Raw genomic sequence first — 21,034 nt, 5'->3', positions numbered from 1 at the left:
GAGGTTGTTGAAATCGGGGTATAGAATTACAGGAAAACAAGATAAGTTATTTGTGGTTCATAGCCATGGTATGCGTGTTGCACCTTGCAATTATCAGGGATTCCCTACCTTTGGAAACGAAAGAATGATCCCATTATGCAAACCATCATACTGGATGTGTCCGCAAGCAAGGCGCAACCGTTGACGATCGATGCTGCCATCTCCTTTGAACCGTTTGTTGCCTATCTTAAAAAGAGGGTAGCAGAAGAACATACTGTAAAGGCAATGGTATACCAGGAAACCCTGCAACAGTTGCTATCTTCAGATGTCAGTCAACGGGACATTCCCCTGACGGAAATTATCCGGTATGGCCCTTTACTGGAATATATCTACGCCTGCCTGTCGCCCGCCATGAGAGGGGAACAGGACCTGGTATGGGGGCTTAGCTTTCCCTTTCAGCCCATCACATTTTATGGCACCGACCTGATGTATGAATTGATGGATAGCAAAGGCCATGATCATCAATATGAAGTAGAGCGTTCCCCGGCCGAGTATCATATGGAAAGGCTACGGCAGGTATATGTTTTCATCTTACAGCGACTCTATAATTTCCAGGCGCCTGTAAGAACAGATCTATACCACGCCGGCATTAACAAGGCAACCGGTTTGCTGCAATACTATGCCGTACATATCAACACCGATTTTATGACGGTAACAGCCAAAGAGCCATTGCCGGAGATCGATTTTGTACAGTTGTATACCAGCATGAGCGAAGGAGGCGGGTTTGAAGTACTGCAACAGCTGCTGCCACTGGACATGTTCCGTTTTCGTGGTTTCTGCGTTATTACCGTTACCGATATTACCGCACAAAAGGCCGTGGAAAACATCCGCCAGGTGAGACTTTCCCGGACTACGCTGACGGGGGAGAAAAGCTATCAGCAGGTGATACAATCGTTGAAGTCATTGTTGCGCAACAGCAAAATTGAATTTGACCTGTTTCCCTTCCTGCGGGTAAATGATGAACCGGTATTTGGTTTTGAGAAGGGTGGCACCGGTATTTTATTCCAGGTATGGGGCGAAGACCGGCTGCCTGCGGAAGAATTCCGCCGCCAGGTAAAAGGGTTTTCAGCGAAACCTGTCTTCTATTTCTCTTCCGATATTTTCCTGGAAACCCGCAAAGAATATGCCTTCCTGGAACATTTCCGTAAGCTGGGCGTAAAGTCGCTGGCACTGATGCCCTTGTATCACGTGCATGAACTGGTAGGGGTACTGGCAGTGCATACCTGGGGAGAAGAAACTTTTGGAGACAGGACCCTCGCGTTGCTGGAACCCGCCATAGCGGCTTTAGCGCAGCTGTTGCAGGTTTATATAGATGAATTTAACCTGGAGATAGAAAAGGTGATCAAGGAAAAATTTACCTCTATACAGCCTGCCGTGCAATGGAAGTTTAATGAAGCCGCCTGGCAATACCTCTACCAAATAAAAAGAAACCAGCCGGCGGTTATTCAGCCCATCCTGTTTAAAGAAGTATACCCGCTCTATGGCGCTATTGACATACGTAACTCAACAGTGGAACGGAATAAGGCCATTATTGCCGACCTGGATGGGCATTTGAGCCTGCTGGCCTCCACCCTCGATACTTTACGCCGCCAGCATGAGGATGATCTCCTCAAGGAAATGATTTTTCACTGCCTGCAATGGCAGCAGGCGTTGCTACAGCAGCAGCTGAGTCCCTCCGATGAAAATGAGTTGAACCGTTTCCTGGAAATCACCGCGGTGGAATACCTGCAGCATGTGGCGGGGCAGTATCCGCAGCAGCGGGAAAACATTGATGTGTGCATACACAACCTCAGCAGCGATAGCAACAAAGACGCGCTGGAAAAATCTATGCGCATGATCAATCAGACGGTAAACGGATATTTTGAGTCGGAGAAATCCAGGCTCCAGGAATCTTATCCCTGCTATTTTGAAAAATTCAGAACGGACGGGGTGGAGTATGATATTTATATTGGTCAGGCGATTGCACCAAATCGTCCATTCAGTCACCTGCACCTCAAGCATATCCGCCTATGGCAGCTTTCGTCTATGGTAGCGGTGGCCCGGCTTACGCATAAGCTGCTCACGCAAATGCCCAAATCTTTGTATACCACCCAACTGATCTTTGTACATGCGCACCCCATCGATATTGGCTTCCGGGCAGATGAGCGGAAATTTGATGTAGAGGGCGCGTACAACATCCGTTACCAGATGATCAAGAAGCGGATCGATAAAGTGCATATCCGGAATACAGAAGAACGGTTAACCCAACCGGGAAAGATTGCGTTGATTTATTCTGATCCCAAAGACCTGGAAGATTATCTTCCGTTTGTCCGTTACCTCCAGGAATCGGGCGAGCTGAAGAAGGAGCTGGAAGAGCTGGAACTGGAAGAATTACAGGGATTGAACGGGTTAAAAGCTATCCGGGCGGAGGTTGTATTTCCGGAGACTATCAATCAAGCGTAGCATGTATGGAGAAGAAAGATTACGATGCCATTGTAGTAGGTTCCGGGCCTAATGGCCTGTGTGCCGCCATCAGGCTGCAACAGCAGGGGCTGTCGGTATTGCTGCTGGAATCGCGGGATACTATCGGCGGTGGTATGCGTACCCAGGAGCTTACCTTACCGGGTTTTTTACATGATGTATGTGCGGCGGTACATCCTATGGCGTTGGGCTCTCCCTACCTGTCGCAGTTGCCGCTGGCAAAATACGGACTGGAATTTATTCATTCGCCGTTGGCGATGGCACATCCATTTGATGATGGCACGGCGGCTTTTTTGTCGCGCTCCCTGGAGGAAACAGCCGATGCGCTGGGGACCGACGGCGCCGCTTATCGTAGCCTGATAGCGCCGGTGGCGGCGCATTGGGAAGAGATAGCAGGAGATAGCCTGGGTCCATTTTCCTTTCCCAATCATCCCCTGGTTATGGCCCGGTTTGGGGTACACGCCCTGCGCTCTGCGGCTGCCATTGCCAGGCGATTTGTTACACCGGCGGCTAAAGGGCTATGGGCCGGTATCGCCGGCCATAGCATTCAACCGCTTACGAACCTCACTACAGCAGCGGTAGGTATGGTACTCGCAGCAGCGGGGCATCGTCATGGATGGCCCATTCCCAAGGGCGGTTCGCGGGCTATCGGCAATGCACTCCTGCATCATTTCGAATCGCTGGGTGGCGAAATTCAAACAGGCGTCCACGTTAGTTCGCTGGCGCAGCTGCCCTCGCATCATGCGGTACTGTTTGACCTCACGCCTAAGCAATTATTGCAGATTGCAGGCGACCGGTTTACACCGCATTACCGGCAGCAGCTGCAACGCTATCGTTATGGCCCCGGGGCATTTAAAGTGGACTGGGCGCTGAGCGGACCAATCCCATTTACGGCGGAAGCCTGCCGGAAAGCGGTGACCGTACACCTGGGTGGCACCTATGCCGAAATAGCCTTGTCGGAACAACGGGCTTACCAGGGGAAGTACAATGAAGCGCCTTTTGTATTGCTGGCACAACAAAGCTTGTTTGATCAGCGGGCCCCTGCCGGTCAGCATACCGCATGGGGATATTGTCATGTACCCAACGGATCCACTACTGATATGACAGCCGCAATAGAAAAACAGGTGGAACGGTTTGCCCCGGGTTTCCGTGATTTAATACTGGCGCGACATACTTTTACAGCGCAACAGCTGGAAAGCTATAATCCCAACTATGTAGGCGGCGATATCAATGGCGGTATCCTGGATATACGGCAACTATATACCCGGCCGGCCCTGCGATGGTCGCCCTATCGTACGTCTGCCAACGGGATTTATATCTGTTCTTCCGCTACGCCGCCCGGTGGTGGTGTGCATGGCATGTGTGGATATCATGCAGCCAATACCGTATTAAAAGACCTTTTTTAGCCCGTTACGTATAGCCGTTGGAGATAGTCACAAGTCTCTTTTTTTTCTTCTTCAGCCGCATTATTTTTTGTAACTTAGAGAGGTATGAAATACCTGAATCCCATTACCTGGCTGGAGAAAATGAACGGGGCGCCCCTCGATATGTCAGATAATGCAGCGGTGACACTTCTCCGGAAAAAAATGCTGGCAGAACTGGCGTTATCAGAAGGACAGGTATTACAGGTAGCAGGCGAATGGCTGAATAAGAACGACTTGCTGCAGCTCTTCGACCGTGTACAATCTCCTACCCAATTTAATTATTATCAACAGATTAAAGCGGACCCGGTGTTAACTAACTTCCTGGAAACGGGCAGTATCACAGGACTATTCACCGATAAGCCCTTTTATAAAGACGAGGCATTCCTGGCATTTATAGCACCCTTTTATGGACCCTTGTTCACCACTGCTGTGTTGGACGGCATTAAACAGCGGGAGGTGGTTACCCTGCAATATTTGTTTGCCAATCCCTTGCTCCTGGATGCGGAGTATATGAAAAACAGTTTCGATAGCATTTTCCACCTGCTGCGGGAACAGTATCAGCAAGTAGAACAGGCTAAGACAAACCTTGAGAAAAACAACCGGTATAACTGGAAGTCAATATTACCTTATCTCGACCATACCCAGGTACAGTTGCTAAATGCCTTGCCTGGCAACTTCCAGGAGTTCAGGAGCGATTATGGTATCCTGATGATCAATTTTGCGTTATTGCTTAATAGCCTTAACAGGAGCACGGCAGCAGCGGAGATGCTGCATGAAGTGAGTTCGCTGAAAACCATTGCCTACGTGCAGGAACAGCTGGCCATGTACCTGCCACAGGTGGAAGAAAAGGCAGGCAAGAGCGTCACCTGGGGATTTATACTGGATTCCTGGCTGGGCCGCAAATTGGGGCAGATAGGTAAACCGATGGAATGGGGCATTAAGATTGGCGTCCTGGTATTGATCGTATTGATTTTTGTGTTGGGCGCCCTATTTGAAAAGCCACGTAAATTACCTCCTGATATTGCCTCTTTTGAGCAAAGCAGCGATTTTGACGGCAGTCGTACGTATCACACCATGAAATATGTAGTGGCCGCATTAGAAAGGGAAGCCCGGAAAGCCAAACTGCCCCTCGAAGAACGGATGACAGACAGTATTCAAACAGGAGACGATCCTTATGGGCCTGCATTTATGGATGTAGTGAGGAGGCAAGGCAACGAGGGAGCCGCCTTTGTATTGCCAGCGTTTGACCATAATCTTACCCAGCTGCCGGAAGACAGTGACATGGCCTACCAGGATCCGCAACACCGGCAAAGTGTGTGCGTATTCAACCGGGTTAGCCTGTCGGGTATAGTGGCCCTGGTGCAAACACCCGATTCATTTTATTCGCGATACATTGCAGAAGGCGACAGTGTTTTCCTGCCCCTGCCTTTATCGCTCAGCAGAATTTATTTTTACGTAGGCACCGGCTGGGACCCGCAGCGGACAGTCAGGAAAGGAATGGGAGAAGTACCGGATTACCACCTGAAAGGCAGCTTTGTTTTATCGTTGTATAACTCTTCCACATTTTTGCGCCGTTCCTGCTTACAATTTAACCTGGATACCACGTACTGGAAAACTTCCAACCGCTATATCCCCATAGAGGTGCGGCTGTTCCAGGGACAGCGTTTGCAGCTAAAGCAATTGTCGGATAATTCCAACGGCACAGAGATGTATGAGGGCGAATGATAGCTGTTTTTTTACTATTTTACTTCCCGATGAAATACCTTAACCCGATTGCCTTCCTGGAGAAAATGAATGGGGCGCCTGTTGCGATCACGGATGCCGCTGCGTTATCCCTTCTCCGGAAAAAAATGATGGCAGAAATTGAGCTGTCAGACAGCAAGGCGATTAATATCCGCGGACAACTATTTACTAAAAATGACCTGCTGGTATTTTTTGATGGACTGCAGGATTCCCGGGAATTAAGCTGGCATCAACAGATAGCGGCAGATCAGCATTTATCGCAATTCCTGGAAACAGGCGTGCCAACCGGGGCATTTAAAACCTATAGCGACCAGGACTTCCTGGCTTTTATAGCACCTTATTACGAACCGTTGTTTACCGCGGCAGTGATGGATAGCCTGAAGCAGCGGAAGGGGATGGTTACGCAGCAACTATTTGCGAATCCGTTATTGTTGGACGGGCCGGCTCAAACTACCTGCTACCGGCAAATACATCGTTGCCTGAAAGTAGAAGAAGAAAAGCTGGGAATTGTGATTGAAAAGTTACGGGCAAAACAAACGCTTCCCCGCAAGCAATTTGAACAATTTGCCGACCCTGGTTGGATACAACAGCTGAACAGCCTGCCGGCGGAGTTCCAGGTGTTCAGAAGTGATTACGGTATCAGTTTGATCAACCTGGCATTATCGATTTATGACACATATTTTAAGCAGGGTATTGCCGTATTGAACTCGCTGGCGCAGCTACAAACCAGCGACTACGTACAGGAGCGGGGTGGGGTACGTAAAAAGGAGCTGCTGGTATGGAAAAAGCAACATCCGGCTCTCGGGAATGGAAAGGGAATCAGGTATTTATATTCCCGGCTACAGGGGAAGGCAGGAGGTGTATTTATCATGCTGGTAGTACCTCTGGCTATAATCATGATTTTTAATGCTGTTCTTTCCGACAGAAGCCGTAAGGGCAAGGGTACTGATGAAAAAAGCTACCTGGCGAATAGCCGTACGGCGCTGCATATGAATTATATGTTATCGCAGTTATCGGGCGCCATCACGGGAAAGTTGGTTGGAGGAACAGTAACCGGTAAACAGGTAGCACCTAAAACAGGAGATGACGTATACGGCTCGGATTTTATGGCAGGTATACGGCTAATGCCATACGCTCCGGGGATTGTTGGTACGGAAGAGCGTTCTGAGTTGCAGGATTCTCTGGATGCCAATACCAGGGCGGCGGACTGGGGATTTGCACAACATTTACATCTTTCCAATAAAACACCGGTATCAGTGATTGCATTGGTGCAGGCACGGGATTCGTTTTATTCCTGTTTTATATCGCCGCAGGATAGCGTTGTACTGATCTTGCCCGCGGTATCTCGGGTGTTTTTTTATGCCGGTACACAATGGAGTAGTTCGATGCGGGCCGACAAGCCATTGGGCGATAGCATGACCTACCGGGTGAAAGGCTTTTTTACACAAGACTATCACCAGGCTAACGAATTGCTTTTGCAGGCCAATCTAACCATTGTATTGGATGCACAGGAATGGCGTAGTTCCGGCCGGGACAAACTGGCGGTAGAAATCCTGGACGAAAGCAACCGGTTAGTCCTGAACCTGCCGGGACCCACCGCTTCGGGAATCACCCTGTACCTGGGAGATTAAGTTAGCTGATGCCGGTACCTTTTAGCTGATCATCAGCTTTGCGGGTGTCGGGCATCAGGTTGTACAGTTGATTAACGGCTACTTTCAGTTCATCATAATTTTTCCTTTCCAGCGCTTTTTCACCGATTTCTTTAAAACGGGCCGCTGATTGCGGGTCCGTAAAGGAATCGGTGGCTATATTGGCGTAATAGTAATAAGCGCTGATCCAGGTTTCAGGCTTATGCCGCCTGATTTCCCAGCTGAGCTCATTCAGTTCATCTATTTTAGCTTTGATGGTATAGTAGCTGCGGGAGGACAGGAAGCTGCTTTCATCGGCGATTATTTTTTCAAAACGTTGCTGGCGGTTGCTGTCATTTTCTTCCCGGATGTAGTGCTGGCAATTTTCTTTTTGCTGGAAATAGCGGGAAGTAATGTCCAGTATTTGTTGATCTTTCCCGGTGCTATCCAGCTGTTGCGACAGCTTACGTTTCTTTTCTTCCAGCTGGTATTTTTCATCCGTGATATCATCTGCGCTGAGTATTTCCAGGCGCTGGCTGATATAATCCAGTTCCTGCTGAATGTCCTGTATGGTGGCAGCCAGCTCATATTGTTCGCTGGCGTTGAATGATTTTAGTTTGGCGGCGGCTTGCTGCCTCAGTTGGCGGATATCGTTGAGTAGCTTACCTGTATTAATTTTCCTTACAAGTGGATTAAAGACCTCTGAAAACTCCTGTTCGTTCATGAGCAGCACCGCCTTCACGGAAAGGTCTCTGCTTTCGCTGATTTGCAGGGTGATCTCTATATCAGACCCCTTTACCAGGTCGGTGATAAGATCGGTGTTTTTTATTTCAATCATGCCCAGTGGTACGCAGCTGCCGGGGATGGCATAGCGGCTGCCTTCCAGCACATTGATCAGCAGGCTGTCTTCGCCAGTGCGGAGAATAGTTTTCGTTATTTCTTTTACAATGGTTTTCCGCAGGGGAAGGATCGCATTTTTTTCGAAGATGAGTTCCAGTTTAGTGGTATTGTTTTCCGGGTCATCTATTTCTATACAGATATCGTTGGGTAGTGGTTGTCCGTGTATATTGAATTTCCCCTGTGTGATTTCAATAATGGGAGTAGGCAGTGGTATTTCATTGTGCCGGGCATCAAATACCAGGATGTTGAAAACGTTGTTGCTGTTAGGGGCCAGGAGCAGCATTTCGGAAATACGTTCCTGTAGTGCTTTGATGCCGCTGTCGTAACCGCCGTCGGCACGTACAATGCGGTAACTCAGTCCGTTGACCGGGCCGGTTACGACTGCTGTAAAGTACTCTTCCTGGTCAGCGGTATTTTTTTGGTAGGCCGTGCGGAAATGTATGTCGGGTGTGCCTTCCGCAACAGGCTTCTTTTCAGGCGATTTTGAGGCCGATATGGTACGGGTGCCTGCATACCATGCTGCGCCTGTTGCAACGGCCGTAGTAGGGTCTACACTGCAATTAACAGGTATTCCCAGTTGGGCCGCTACCTGTTGCTTTACCAATGGGATATAAGTACTGCCTCCGATCATCACCACTTCTTCCAGGTTGGCCGCGCTCAGCTGGTTGCGTTCCAGTATTTTCCGGACCAGGTCGATAGAGTATTGTACCCGGTTGTAGATCACCCGTTCAAACTGTTCGCGGGTAATGGTCAGGTATACTTCTTCCTCGCCGCCGTCGGTGTCGAGGGAGAATTCCATTTCTGCCGAAGGGCTGTTGGTCAGCTGTATTTTTACTTCTTCTGCCTTTTTCAGGAGAATGTGATACAAGGTGTTATATTTTCCACGGGCGCTGCGCAGCTCGGTGAGCAGGTCGGGTAAATTGTATTGCTGCTGGAGTTGTGGTACTACCAGTTGTTCAATCACTGCGATGTCGAAGTCAACGCCGCCCAGGTAGTTATCTCCCTCATGGTCTATGACCTTCATTTCTCCGGCTACAATTTTTACCAGGGCTACATCAAAGGTGCCGCCACCGAGGTCGTATACCAGCCATTGTCCCTGCAGGCTGCCGGCGTTGGCTTGCTTATTGGCAAACGCCAGGCTGGCGGCAATAGGTTCCTGTAGCAGCAGTACCTCACTAAAACCGGCGTCGTTGCCGGCTTTTTTGGTAGCGTTGGACTGGATGGTATCAAAAGAGGCAGGGATGGTGATGACTACTGCTTCCGGTTTTTCGCCGGTATAAATGAAGTTCTTGAGTTCGCGCAGCACGATGGCAGATAGTTCCACCGGCGTTTTAAAATCGCCTGTATTGGGGATAAAGAAAGATTCAGCAGTACCCATTTTCCGTTTGAAGGAAGAGAATACATTTTCAGGATCTTTTTCAATGAGTTCCCTGGCCTTATCGCCTACAATGATGCGATCTTTCCGGAAGGCCACCACGCTGGGTAATGTTTCCTTTTGTCCAAAGGGATTTTTGAAGATCTCTACCGTTCCCTGCTGAAATTTTCCGATCAGCGAGTTGGTTGTTCCCAGGTCTATGCCGAAATTAATTTGATTGTTCATCGTTTATTTTGCTGCGGCGATTACCACCCCTTTTTGTAAAATGGATTTATGACCATCGGCAGTATAATATACCACCGGTTTAATAACGTTAACGATTTCCATGTTGTCTGACAGGTCGCCCGTAATACTGGCTTCATAATCCACCCTGGTTTCGTGATAGGGCTCGCCCAGTGGATTCAGGATAGTATAGCCTGCTTCTTCAAAGTGCTGTTTAATACGGTCGATATTACGTTGCAGGGATGCCAGCTCTGGTTTGGCAGCTGTTTTTTTATCCAGCTCAAATACCTGGTTAATGATCCTGATGTGAAAGGTGAATAGTGGGTCCATACGCCGGTTGATAGTGCAGGCAAATATAGTTGATAATTTAATTTGTTTGAGGGGAGAGAGGGAGAAACTATTATACCCTTATGTTAAAGCTTCGTCCCAGGGATTTGTAAATACCGAAATCGGTTATTGATATGTTGCAACCTGGATATCAGTACTTCAAAATTATGATACTTTTGAGTGAGCATTCCTCCTGTTTCCATCGCTTTATAATCTTGCGCATACCTTCTATGCGTAATCGGCGGAGGTACAAAATTGACGAGCGAAGGGTGAAGCGTATCATAATCTATTCCCTTTAGCCGTATCCAATGACGGCGATGTTCCAGTAATGTTTTATAGAAAGAGGGATCAGCCAGCACTAAATCTGTAATACCCTGGTCGTCCATTTTACAGATATCATAGAGGTGTCGGGAGCCGCGCTCCAGTTTGAGATTCTCAGCTGCTGGTTTCAAATGATTCGCAAATTTCTCGTGTAACAAAAAAGCCTTTTCCAGGAATGTTTTTTTTGGATGCGCTGTCCGGATTAACGCGAGCGTTTCCTCATAAGCTTTGTGAGGAAGGTGTTCCCATAACAAAGACTGTATGGGCCGCTTCACATGAGGTTCGGATAGGGAGCGAATACTAAATTCGATTTTCACTTCATCTCTTAGGTAGGCATTTACCGGCAAAAGAGAACGATATTGCAGGTACAGTGTTTGTGGATCTTTATCTGGCCTTTCCGCTGGTACTTTTTCAGTAACAAGTGCAAACTGTTTTGGCTTTACCTGCATAGCTAGCAGTGTACGCTCGAGGTCATCTCTCAATATGGTGCTGGTAAAAATGCAGCCCTGTTTTTTTAGCTTTTTTACATAACTACGCGTTGGAGAAGATACATAAGCCTGGCCAAATGCTTCAGGAGCCAAGGCAATATCAATATCTTCAGAGAATCGATTGATAAGCTGATAGCCTTTACTCAAAGAGGTGCCCCCTTTGAAGGTAAAGTAAGGAGCGTAAGTTGACTGAAAAAGCGCCTTTAAGATTAACGTTACCCACCAGTCTTTTTCAATTGCTTTCTTTGCGTAGGAACTTTTTATTTCTGCCTGAAGAAGAGACCTCCTTCGCTGGTCGTCTGTCAGGTTGATCCATCCTGTCATCTGTAGTCATGAGGTTAACAATAAAACCGTATATACGTGCAGGTGCAAGTTTCAGATCTTCCTGGAGGATAGATTTTTTTTCTTTTAGTAAGATATCCTTAATTTTTATCAGGGTATTTTTTCCTAACGCCTCTATTCCCGTTTCCATCAAACTCAGTATCACCAATGAACTCAGCGTACCTTTTAAAGCCAACTTTCTGGGGCTCGTATGTTTGAATTCAATAAGAGTTTTGCCTATTTTTATCTGCCGGTCTTCACCATTTGTGAGGTAAATCCTTCTGACAGGTACTTGTGTGGTAAGTCCCAACAGGTGTAGCGCTTGTGCTCCAGTAGGTATAATGCGAATGCGCGATTTTTTGGCAACAACTTTCGCTACTATTTCCGGATCTGGCATTAATTCTCCAAATAGCGGATCAATTTTAGGTTTATAATAAATGCCGTGCGACAACCGCTGCATTTTGCCTTTGCGAACCGCGCGCGACAAAGCCATGTTGATCGCCGTAGCAGTACCCAGCCCTCTAAAATCGACAGGGAAAATCAAGACCCCTTTTTTTACCTGGTCAATCTTAGTTTCAATTTTTTTCTGAATACTTTCCATAGGTACAAAAATATAGAAAATATCTTTTAACATGTTATAAAATATGGATGAAATTATAACAAAATATTAATTAATATAAATTCATAAAATATTTATTAATAATTAGTTAACTAAAATAAGAGAAAATTCAATGATCTCTGCCAGAGATCCCGGAAGAATGGCTATTTTGCCAGTATTTCGGATAGAAAAAATTGCATCATGCCAGGCAACATCAACACCCCGCAAGCATATATCGCCCAATTGGAGCCAGCACGCCAGGTGCCGTTTCTCCGTATCTGGCATATCTTACAACAATATATTCCCAAAGGTTTCCAGGAGCAGTTGTCCTATGGTATGCCTGGTTTCGTAGTGCCGCATACGTTATACCCGGCGGGCTATCATGCTGACCCAAAACTACCGCTTCCTTTTGCGAGCCTGGCAGCGCAAAAGAATTATATCTCCCTTTATTATATGGGATTCATGGATGAAACAGTGCTGGAATGGTTTGCGCAGCAATGGGAACAAATGACCGGTAAACAGCCGGATATCGGGAAGTGTTGTTTGCGTTTCAAAAAAACAACACCGGTACCGGATGCATTGCTGGCACAGCTGGCAGCGAAGCTTACGCCGGAACAGTGGATAGGGGTTTATGAGAAAGGGTTGGGTAGATAGGGATTATTTAGATTATTTTTTTGGGCCAATAAATCCTATATTTGTGGCAACACAGTCTGCCACCCCTCTGCTTGCAAGGGCAAATCTGGCAGGCTATTTTTTTAAGTCTTACTGGATCTTTCAACGAAATAGTGATCATAATCCATCCCTCCTTTTTATTTTGTTTTTCGGGAATTACATATTATCTTAAAGCATTCCGATTTCCACTTTTAATCCATCCATCGTTATGAAAATAAGGCTGCTTCTGCTCTTTTTCCTGTTTTTAAACCCGTTTTTGCAATCGAATGCACAAACGCTTCCGGCCATCGGTATCTGCTCGTCCTTTACGAACGACAGCATGGCTGCTGCCAACGGTTTTACCTTCCTGGAAGAAACCGTCCGCAAGATACTTTCTCCTGCCCTGAGCGAGGGCCAGTTCAACGAACAGCTGCAGTCCATTCGTCGCAGCCGCTGCAAGATTGAAAGTTGTAATGTATTCATCCCGGGGAATATCCGGCTTACCGGCGATTCTGTTGATGAACGTAAAGTATTGGAGTATGTGGATGCTGTCATGCGCCGGGCAAAAATAGCGGGGATAAAACTCATTGTATTGGGAAGCGGTGAGGCCCGCAAAATACCAGATGGCGCCGACCGCAAAAAGGTAGTGCAGCAATTTGTAGGATTATGCCGCAAAATGGCCATCATTGCCGCAAAATATGAAGTGGTAATTGCCATGGAAAACCTGAATACGGCTGAAACTAATTTTGTTAACACGGTAGCCGAGGGCAACGATATTGTACGCGCGATCGCTCATCCTAACTTCCGGCTCACGGCCGACATCTACCATATGCTGCGGGAACACGAATCGCCGGAGAGCATTGAAAAAGCAAAGGGCATACTGGTGCACTGTCATATTGCAGAACGGGAGAGGAGAACCCCGCCGGGACTTGCAGGCGACGATTTCCGTCCTTACCTGGCTGCCCTGCATAAGATTGGCTTCAACGGGCATATCATGATGGAATGCCGCTGGGAAGACCCTGGCAGGCAGTACAAGCCTGCCTACGAATATTTACATCAGCAACTCACCGAAGCCTGGACTACCAAGTAAAAACTGAAATCTATCTCATATGTCTGCATCAAAAAAAACAAGGCGGGAATTCCTGCAACAATCCTTACTGGCCGGTGCCGGTATTACCCTCAGCGCCATGGGCATGCCTGCCAGCAGCTACGCCCGCATTATAGGCGCCAACGATCGTGTTAACGTAGGCCTGGTCGGATTTTCTGACAGGGCCCGGCAGGCGCTGCTGCCCTCTTTTTTCAACAACAACAAAGAACTCAACTTCGACCTCATCGCGGTATCGGATATCTGGAACCGGCGCCGGGAAGAAGGAAAGGCTTTCCTGGAGCATAAAACGGGGCATAGCGTACAGGCCTGTGTGAATAACGATGAACTATACAATATCAAAGGACTGGACGCCGTATTCATTGCCTCGGCCGATTTTCAGCACGCCTATCATACCATTGAAGCAGTAAAGAATAAATGTGATGTATATAGCGAGAAGCCATTTGCTGAAACCATGGAAGAAGCACGTAATGCGCTGAAAGCAGTAAAAGAATCCGGCCGCATTATGCAGGTGGGCACCCAGCGCCGCAGTGGTCCCAGCTATCACGCCGCCGCCGACTTCATCCAGCAGGGTAAGTTTGGCCCTATCACCATGGTGGAAATGACCTGGAATGTAAATCAGCCGGGTCGCTGGCGCCGCCCGGAACTGGTAAAATCGATCCGGGAGTCAGACACCGACTGGAAACGCTTCCTGGCTGGCCGTCCGCATGATACCTGGGATCCCCGCAAATACCTCGAATTCCGCCTCTTCTGGCCCTATTCTTCCGGTATCTTTGGTCAGTGGATGACCCACCAGATCGACACCGTGCACTGGTTCAGCGGCCTGAAACACCCCCGCAGCGCAGTCGCCAACGGTGGCATCTACATGTGGAAAGATGGACGCAAAAACGCTGATACCCTCACCGCAGTTTTCGACTATGGTCCGGAAAATGATCCCGGCAACGGCTTCCAGGTAATGTACAGCAGCCGTTTCCACAACTCTGCCGGCGGTACGAAAGAAATTTATTATTCCAACGGTGGCACCATCGATATGTCAACCAACAAGATCAGCCCTACCGGTGGACTCACTGAAAAAGAAGCGCAGGAAATGGGGCTGCACGCCAATCTGCTGCCTAACGTTACGCTGAGCAATGAAGACGCTGCCACTAACAGTGCCAACACCGGCGGCGATTCGCTCACCAATGCTCATGTACGAAACTGGATGTCGTGTGTACGTGAACGTAAGCAACCCAATGCACCCATTGAAGCGGCTTACTCGCATTCTATTGCCCTGATCATGGGCAACGCAGCCTATCGCACCGGCATGAAAGCTACCTTCGATGAAGCTACCCAGGAGGTAATGGTAGGCGGAAAAGTATTTACACTCTAAACTTTACGGCCCCTCCGGGCATGTAACATACATCCTCCCGGCAGCAACAGCGCTACGCCGCACAAGGCAATGATAAAGGCGGTTGCTGTCGGGTAATAAAAATGCCTGGTAGGAATACCTACGGCAAACAGTATACGGGGATATACATACGGATCGTAAGGCGCCAGGCCTAATAAACGAACTACTGATCCTGCCGCCAATACCGCCAGCCCTATCATCACCGGGATCATATAGTTCCTGAAATGCATACTCAGCCAATATTGCAGCGCACATAAGGCCAGCGTACCTATATATACCCGTCCGCAACGCACTAACATGATTTCCCAGGGAATGTTCTGCACATACAATGGATACGCAGGAATCACCGCATGTAATACCAGCCCCTCCGCTACAACAAACACGATGAACAACAGGAAATAAATAAACAGGTAATACTGGGCTACTACAAACTTGCTCAGGTAAATATCTGTATAGCTACGAGGCAAGCTGTACAACTGTTTCCAGGCATGGTGCCGCGTTTCTATAGCTGCCAGGAAGGCAAACAGCAACAGGCAGTATACCGGTATCATGGCCATAGACGCCGTGTCGAGGTTCATCATAAACAATAAATCCCACGGCCCTCTTTTCATCATCGGGATAAAGGTTTCCGGATGTTCTTCCATGCCCACAAAGTGCAGTATAGGTAACAAACCAGCCACCAGCAGCGTTAACCAGGCAATATGACTCCGGCGGCATTTCAACCATTCCGCCGTAATATGCGATAAAAGGGTGCGATTCATATTATTGTTTTAAATTCATCAACGAAACTCAGCGGAATACAGCCCTTTGCAAAATGAATTCAATCAATTACCCTCTTTTTTCCGTTAACAGGTTGGTCAGCAGCTTTATCAGTTGATGGTATAAAATAGTGAGCCGGTATAAGAAAACCGGGTGTTGGTTGAAAATAGAAGCTGTATGTAAGGGAGATGCTTACTTTTATTGCATGAACAAGCGGGTACTGATAACTTTGCATATTGCTTTCTGGCTATTGGTGGCTGTTGTTGCAGCGCTCGCCCCGGCGCTTGCCAGGAATAACGGACAATTTTTATCGTACTGGATGGTGGCCTTTTTATTTTACCTGACTAACTTCTACGCCAACCTTTGTATCATTTTCCCCCGCTGGATGAAAACGCGGCAACTATGGCCTATGCTGCTCTCCTGGCTGGGATTGATGATCATCGACACCCCCATCATTATTTTCATTAATAGCTTATTCGGCGTATACCAGGCAGGCGATTACTGGTATAAAACGGTAAAGTTCTTTTTTCATAGTGGATGGATACTTAGTATGCTCCTTCCCGTTAGTATCGGTTACCAGTTTGCGCTCGACTGGTTCCGGAATGACCGGCTCCGGCGGCAGCTGGAAAACCAGCAACTGAAAACAGAACTGGCTTTCCTCAAATCCCAGATCAACCCCCATTTCTTTTTCAATACGCTCAACAGCATTTATATACTCGCCTACCAGCAATCCGATAAAACAGCCGATGCCGTGATGCGCCTGTCGGATATGATGCAGTATATGCTGTATGAAAGTAATGGTGAGCAGGTGCCGCTTCATAAGGAAGTAGCCTATATTGAGCAGCTGATTGCCTTGCAGCAACTACGCATGCTTTCCCCGGATAATTTGCAACTGCTGGTGGAAGGGGATATGACAGACATCACAATAGCTCCCCTGCTGCTGATCCCTTTTGTGGAAAACGTATTTAAACATGCCGCCCTGAATGAGCCCAATGAAAAAGTATCATTGCAACTACAGGTATCCGACCGGCATTTAACCTTTCATTGCCGCAATAAGATCAACCAGGATCATAAAGACAGCGTGGGAGGTATTGGTTTATCCAATGTGAAACGAAGGCTGGGACTATTATATCCCGGTAAACATACCCTGGATATCGCCACAACGCCTACACACTATATGGTAACACTAGTATTGACAACTCACTGATATGCACGTACTAAAATGTATGATTGTTGACGATGAGCCGCTGCCTTTGCAATTGCTGGCCGACTACGTGAAGAAGACCCCTTTCCTGGAGCTGGTGGGTACTTACAATAACCCATTGGACGCCCTGAATGCGGTACAGCAACAGCAGGTAGACCTGGTATTCCTGGATATCCAGATGCCCGAACTGACTGGCATTGCGTTTACCGAACTGGTAGGCGATAAATGCAGTGTCATTTTCACTACCGCATATCGGAACTTTGCATTGGAAGGCTATGAGTTGAATGTGGTAGACTATCTGCTCAAACCTATTGCATTTGATCGCTTCCTAAAGGCTGCCGGTAAAGCCCTGCAGCTGGTTAGTCCCGCTCCGGCCATAGCTGCAGCTGCTATCCCGGCAACGCCTGTATTATTCGTTAAATCAGATTACAAACTGGTAAAGATCGCTGTGCCGGATATCCTGTACATAGAAGGGCTTAAAGAATATATTGCGATTCATACAATGACCGGCAAGATAGTAACCCTGCAAAATATCAAGAAAATGGAAACTGTGCTGCCAGCAGCGCAATTTGCAAGGGTGCACCGTTCCTTTATTGTAGCGCTCAATAAAATAGATGCCATAGAACGCAATATGATCCACATAAAGAACGATGTGATCCCGATAGGGGAGTTGTATAAAGCGGCATTTATGAAACAAATTAGTGGGAGCAGTTTGTAAAAGATCCTGTCTGTATAAACAATCGCCCATCTGGTTGAATACCTTTGCTACACATCGGGTATAATCGGCAGCTTTACGATCACAAAAAATGCCTGGTCACATGTCTGCCCTCATTGCTGAAATTAAACACCTGCATCATACTTTTGGCCGGCACAAAGTGCTGGAAGATCTTAACCTGCAAATTCCCGCTGGTAGCGTATATGGGATACTCGGTCCCAACGGGGCGGGTAAAACTACTACCTTGTTTCTCTTACTGGGACTGCTCCGGCTGCAGGCCGGCCATATCCGGATCTTCGGTAAAGATATTACCCCCCACCGGGTGTCTATCCTGCAACAGGTAGGATCCCTGATTGAGCAACCTTCCCTGTATGGGCATTTGACGGGCATAGAAAACCTCGACATCTTCCGGCTCTGTTATCACTGCCACAAGGGAAGAATGAGGGAAGTACTGCAACAGGTGGAGTTGACGGAAGCCGCGCATCAGTCAGTAAAGACTTATTCACTGGGCATGAAGCAACGGTTAGCCATTGCCATCGCCCTGCTGCCGGATCCTGCCTTGCTGATCCTGGATGAACCTACGAATGGACTGGACCCCGGCGGCATCATCGCCATGCGCAGCCTCGTGAAAACATTAAATGAGGAGCAGGGTAAAACCATCATTTTATCCAGCCACCTGCTGGGAGAAGTAGAGAAAATGGCCACCCAGGTGGCTATTATCCGGAAAGGCCGGTTGTTGTACGAAGGAGTTCCGCATACCGGGCAACAAAGCCTGGAAGAGCTATTTATACAGCTGACTGCCGCGCCCCTGTTGTGAAAAAACAAGAATACTTTGTATTTTGACGGAGTGACAGCTATTGACACATAAGCAGCGAGAACTATGAACATGAAATTTATCCGCAGGTGGGCGCCGGCAGCAGGACTGACGTTGTTAACCGCTTCCACGGCGCTGGCACAGCTAAAGCCGGCTGCTACTCCCAATATCGTATTTATACTGGCCGATGATTTGGGCTATGGTGATCTGAGCGCCTATGGGCAGCAAAAATTCAGTACGCCACATATCGATCAGCTGGCGAAGCAGGGTATGCGGTTCACCCAATTTTATGCTGGTACATCCGTATGTGCGCCTTCCCGCGCCTCACTGATTACCGGCCTGCACACCGGGCATACCTATATCCGCGGTAATAAGGAGGTACAGCCCGAAGGACAACAACCTATAGCCGATACCGTTGTAACGGTGATGGAAGTATTGAAGAAGGCAGGATATGCCACCGGTATTTTCGGCAAATGGGGACTGGGTCCGGTAGGTTCTTCCGGCGATCCGTTGAAACATGGAACAGACCGGTTTTATGGCTACAACTGCCAGCGGGAATCTCACCGTTATTTTCCTACCCACCTCTGGGATAATGAGCAGAAAGTAGTACTGGAAGAAAATGGGCAACTGGCACAAATGAAAACCTATGCTCCCGACCTGATACAGGCACAGGCACTTCGCTTCCTGGAAGATCATCAACATCAGCCGTTTTTCCTGTATCTCACCTATACGTTACCACATGCAGAACTACAAGTGCCGGATGACAGTCTTTTCCGTCATTTTAAGGGGAGATATGCTGAAAAGCCCTATAAAGGCAACGATTATGGCCCCGGGGCTACGGTGCCCGGCTATGCCTCCCAGCAGTATCCGCATGCTACCTTTGCTACCATGGTTACCCGCCTGGACAATTATGTGGGACAGGTAATGGAGCGGTTAAGAGCATTGGGACTGGATAAAAACACCCTGGTTATTTTCACCAGCGATAATGGTCCGCATACGGAAGGAGGCGCCGATCCTGCTTTCTTTAACAGTGCAGGCGGTTTGAGAGGCGTAAAGCGCGATTTGTATGAAGGAGGTATCCGGGAGCCTTTTATTGCCCGCTGGCCGGGTAAAATAAAAGCCGGTAGCATCAATAGTTTCCAGGGGGCTTTCTGGGATATCCTGCCTACACTGGCCCAGGTGGCCAATGCGCCAGCAGTACCGGCCACGGATGGAGTGTCTTTATTGCCTGCGCTTACCGGTGGCAGGGGGCAGCAACAACACAACTATCTTTATTGGGAGTTTCATGAAGACGGCGGCCGGCAGGCCGTTCGCCAGGGTAAATGGAAGGCGGTACGCCAAAAGGCACAACAGCATCCCGATGGTCCGGTGGAGCTATACGACTTATCTGAAGACCCTGCGGAAACAAATAACATAGCCGCCCGTTACCCCGGTATTACGGCGAAAATGGCGGCTATTATGAAAGAGGCGCATGTAGAAACGGCCTTATATCCTTTCTGGCGCCCTTAGCTTTTATCCACCAGCCGATTCATTTGTTCAGAGTAGCGGTCGCCGGTATTAGGATATTTCCGGAGCAGCGCTTCCAGGTTTTCCAGGTCGGCGGCCGTTAACTGTACATCTACCGCGCCGGCATTGTCGAGCAGGTATTTTCTCCGCTTAGTACCTGGAATAGGGATAATATTATCACCCTGCGCCAGTACCCAGGCGATGGCTAATTGTGCTGCTGTACAGTTTTTGCCGGCGGCCAGCTCTGCGAACCCTGCTGCCAGGTTACGGTTATTTTCGGCGTATTCCTCCTGGTAACGGGGCAGCAATTTCCTGAAATCATCATCTGCCAGTTTACTCACATCCAGGTCGGCGCTTACCAGGCCACGGGCCAGGGGGCTGAAGGGGACGAAGGTAATGCCCAGCTCTTTACAGGCAGGGAGTATGTCTTTTTCCACACCTCTTGTGAGGAGGGAATATTCACTTTGTAAGGCACTGATAGGATGTATCGCATACGCTTTGCGCAGGGTGTTGGCAGAGGCTTCCGATAGTCCCAGGTAACGTACCTTTCCTTCTTTTACCAGCTCGGCCATAGCGCCTACCATCTCTTCCACAGGTACATTAGGGTCAATACGATGGGCATAGTACAAATCGATAACATCGGTTTGCAGGCGCTTTAAGCTGGCTTCCACGGCTTTTCTCATATAGGCGGGCGAACCGTTAAATCCACTCACGCCTGTGTTGGCATCGTATCCAAATCCAAACTTGGTAGCAATGAAAACTTTATTCCGATTGGGTTTTAGGACCTTTGCAATGAGTTCTTCATTTGCTCCTTCGCCGTACACATCGGCCGTATCCCAGAAATTGATGCCAATTTCAATGGCTTTTTCCAGGGTGGCAATCGACTCTGCATCATCGGGCACGCCGTACGCATGGCTCATACCCATACAGCCCAATCCAATGGCAGATAGCTGTACATCCGTAGTTCCTAATGTTCTGTACTTCATAAGATGTTTTTCCTTTATGAATAATGATCTGATATAGCAAAAATAAACAAGTATGAGGGGA

At 48.2% G+C, this 21,034-nt stretch carries 17 protein-coding genes; 11 read left to right on the top strand and 6 right to left on the bottom strand.

Annotated features, from left to right (window positions below):
* Nucleotides 1-135: 135 nt before the first annotated feature.
* The 4 genes from HGH91_RS22925 (at nucleotide 136) to HGH91_RS22910 (ending at nucleotide 7,297) form a co-directional block, all read left to right on the top strand.
* On the top strand, nucleotides 136-2,481 hold the full coding sequence (locus HGH91_RS22925; protein WP_168741130.1) for a GAF domain-containing protein: 2,346 nt from the start codon (nucleotides 136-138) through the stop codon (nucleotides 2,479-2,481).
* 5 nt (nucleotides 2,482-2,486) lie between these two features.
* Complete coding sequence (locus tag HGH91_RS22920) at nucleotides 2,487-3,905, top strand: phytoene desaturase family protein (protein WP_168741129.1); 1,419 nt, start codon at nucleotides 2,487-2,489, stop codon at nucleotides 3,903-3,905.
* Between the two features lie 84 nt (nucleotides 3,906-3,989).
* Entirely contained in the window at nucleotides 3,990-5,648 is a 1,659-nt protein-coding gene (locus tag HGH91_RS22915; protein WP_168741128.1) for a hypothetical protein, read from the top strand.
* Nucleotides 5,649-5,677: 29 nt separating this feature from the next.
* Entirely contained in the window at nucleotides 5,678-7,297 is a 1,620-nt protein-coding gene (locus HGH91_RS22910) for a hypothetical protein (RefSeq protein ID WP_168741127.1), read from the top strand.
* 1 nt (nucleotide 7,298) lies between these two features.
* Here HGH91_RS22910 and HGH91_RS22905 read toward each other — a convergent pair whose 3' ends face one another.
* From HGH91_RS22905 to HGH91_RS22890, 4 genes are all read right to left on the bottom strand, one after another.
* Nucleotides 7,299-9,794 carry an Hsp70 family protein gene (locus HGH91_RS22905; RefSeq protein WP_168741126.1) on the bottom strand — a complete coding sequence of 832 codons (2,496 nt, stop codon included), beginning with the start codon at nucleotides 9,792-9,794 and terminating at the stop codon, nucleotides 7,299-7,301.
* A gap of 3 nt (nucleotides 9,795-9,797) precedes the next feature.
* Complete coding sequence (locus HGH91_RS22900) at nucleotides 9,798-10,121, bottom strand: hypothetical protein (RefSeq protein ID WP_168741125.1); 324 nt, start codon at nucleotides 10,119-10,121, stop codon at nucleotides 9,798-9,800.
* An 83-nt stretch (nucleotides 10,122-10,204) separates the two neighbouring features.
* Complete coding sequence (locus HGH91_RS22895; RefSeq protein WP_168741124.1) at nucleotides 10,205-11,251, bottom strand: nucleotidyl transferase AbiEii/AbiGii toxin family protein; 1,047 nt, start codon at nucleotides 11,249-11,251, stop codon at nucleotides 10,205-10,207.
* Nucleotides 11,160-11,882 carry a DUF6088 family protein gene (locus HGH91_RS22890; protein ID WP_168741123.1) on the bottom strand — a complete coding sequence of 241 codons (723 nt, stop codon included), beginning with the start codon at nucleotides 11,880-11,882 and terminating at the stop codon, nucleotides 11,160-11,162. Before HGH91_RS22890 ends, HGH91_RS22895 begins: the two co-directional genes overlap by 92 nt.
* A 165-nt stretch (nucleotides 11,883-12,047) precedes the next feature.
* Here HGH91_RS22890 and HGH91_RS22885 point away from each other — a divergent pair, with 165 nt between their 5' ends.
* The 3 genes from HGH91_RS22885 to HGH91_RS22875 all read left to right on the top strand — a co-directional run bounded on the left by HGH91_RS22885 (nucleotide 12,048) and on the right by HGH91_RS22875 (nucleotide 14,971).
* A complete protein-coding gene (locus HGH91_RS22885; protein ID WP_168741122.1) occupies nucleotides 12,048-12,500 on the top strand; it encodes a DUF1801 domain-containing protein in 453 nt (150 codons plus the stop codon).
* Nucleotides 12,501-12,726: 226 nt separating this feature from the next.
* Complete coding sequence (locus tag HGH91_RS22880) at nucleotides 12,727-13,587, top strand: sugar phosphate isomerase/epimerase family protein (protein WP_168741121.1); 861 nt, start codon at nucleotides 12,727-12,729, stop codon at nucleotides 13,585-13,587.
* 19 nt (nucleotides 13,588-13,606) lie between these two features.
* Nucleotides 13,607-14,971 carry a Gfo/Idh/MocA family protein gene (locus HGH91_RS22875; RefSeq protein ID WP_168741120.1) on the top strand — a complete coding sequence of 455 codons (1,365 nt, stop codon included), beginning with the start codon at nucleotides 13,607-13,609 and terminating at the stop codon, nucleotides 14,969-14,971.
* Here the strand turns inward: HGH91_RS22875 and HGH91_RS22870 are convergent.
* The gene (locus tag HGH91_RS22870) at nucleotides 14,968-15,750 is read right to left on the bottom strand and encodes an ABC transporter permease (RefSeq protein WP_168741119.1); all 783 of its coding nucleotides are present in this window, start codon (nucleotides 15,748-15,750) and stop codon (nucleotides 14,968-14,970) included. The genes HGH91_RS22875 and HGH91_RS22870 overlap by 4 nt on opposite strands.
* Before the next feature lie 158 nt (nucleotides 15,751-15,908).
* Here HGH91_RS22870 and HGH91_RS22865 point away from each other — a divergent pair, with 158 nt between their 5' ends.
* The 4 genes from HGH91_RS22865 to HGH91_RS22850 all read left to right on the top strand — a co-directional run bounded on the left by HGH91_RS22865 (nucleotide 15,909) and on the right by HGH91_RS22850 (nucleotide 19,990).
* The gene (locus HGH91_RS22865) at nucleotides 15,909-16,955 is read left to right on the top strand and encodes a sensor histidine kinase (RefSeq protein WP_168741118.1); all 1,047 of its coding nucleotides are present in this window, start codon (nucleotides 15,909-15,911) and stop codon (nucleotides 16,953-16,955) included.
* Between the two features lies 1 nt (nucleotide 16,956).
* A complete protein-coding gene (locus HGH91_RS22860; RefSeq protein WP_168741117.1) occupies nucleotides 16,957-17,670 on the top strand; it encodes a LytR/AlgR family response regulator transcription factor in 714 nt (237 codons plus the stop codon).
* Between the two features lie 100 nt (nucleotides 17,671-17,770).
* Nucleotides 17,771-18,484: an ABC transporter ATP-binding protein gene (locus HGH91_RS22855; protein ID WP_168741116.1), complete on the top strand. Its 714-nt coding sequence runs from the start codon at nucleotides 17,771-17,773 to the stop codon at nucleotides 18,482-18,484.
* Nucleotides 18,485-18,547: 63 nt separating this feature from the next.
* Nucleotides 18,548-19,990, top strand: coding sequence for an arylsulfatase (locus HGH91_RS22850; RefSeq protein ID WP_247651821.1), 1,443 nt, complete (start codon nucleotides 18,548-18,550; stop codon nucleotides 19,988-19,990).
* Here the strand turns inward: HGH91_RS22850 and HGH91_RS22845 are convergent.
* Entirely contained in the window at nucleotides 19,987-20,973 is a 987-nt protein-coding gene (locus HGH91_RS22845) for an aldo/keto reductase (RefSeq protein WP_168741115.1), read from the bottom strand. The two genes, HGH91_RS22850 and HGH91_RS22845, sit on opposite strands and share 4 nt — an antisense overlap.
* Nucleotides 20,974-21,034: the final 61 nt, after the last annotated feature.

The organism is Chitinophaga eiseniae, assembly GCF_012641265.1.
Lineage (GTDB): Bacteria > Bacteroidota > Bacteroidia > Chitinophagales > Chitinophagaceae > Chitinophaga > Chitinophaga eiseniae_A.
Note: the sequence above shows the minus strand (reverse complement) of the source record. Positions and strands in the feature narration are given on the sequence as shown.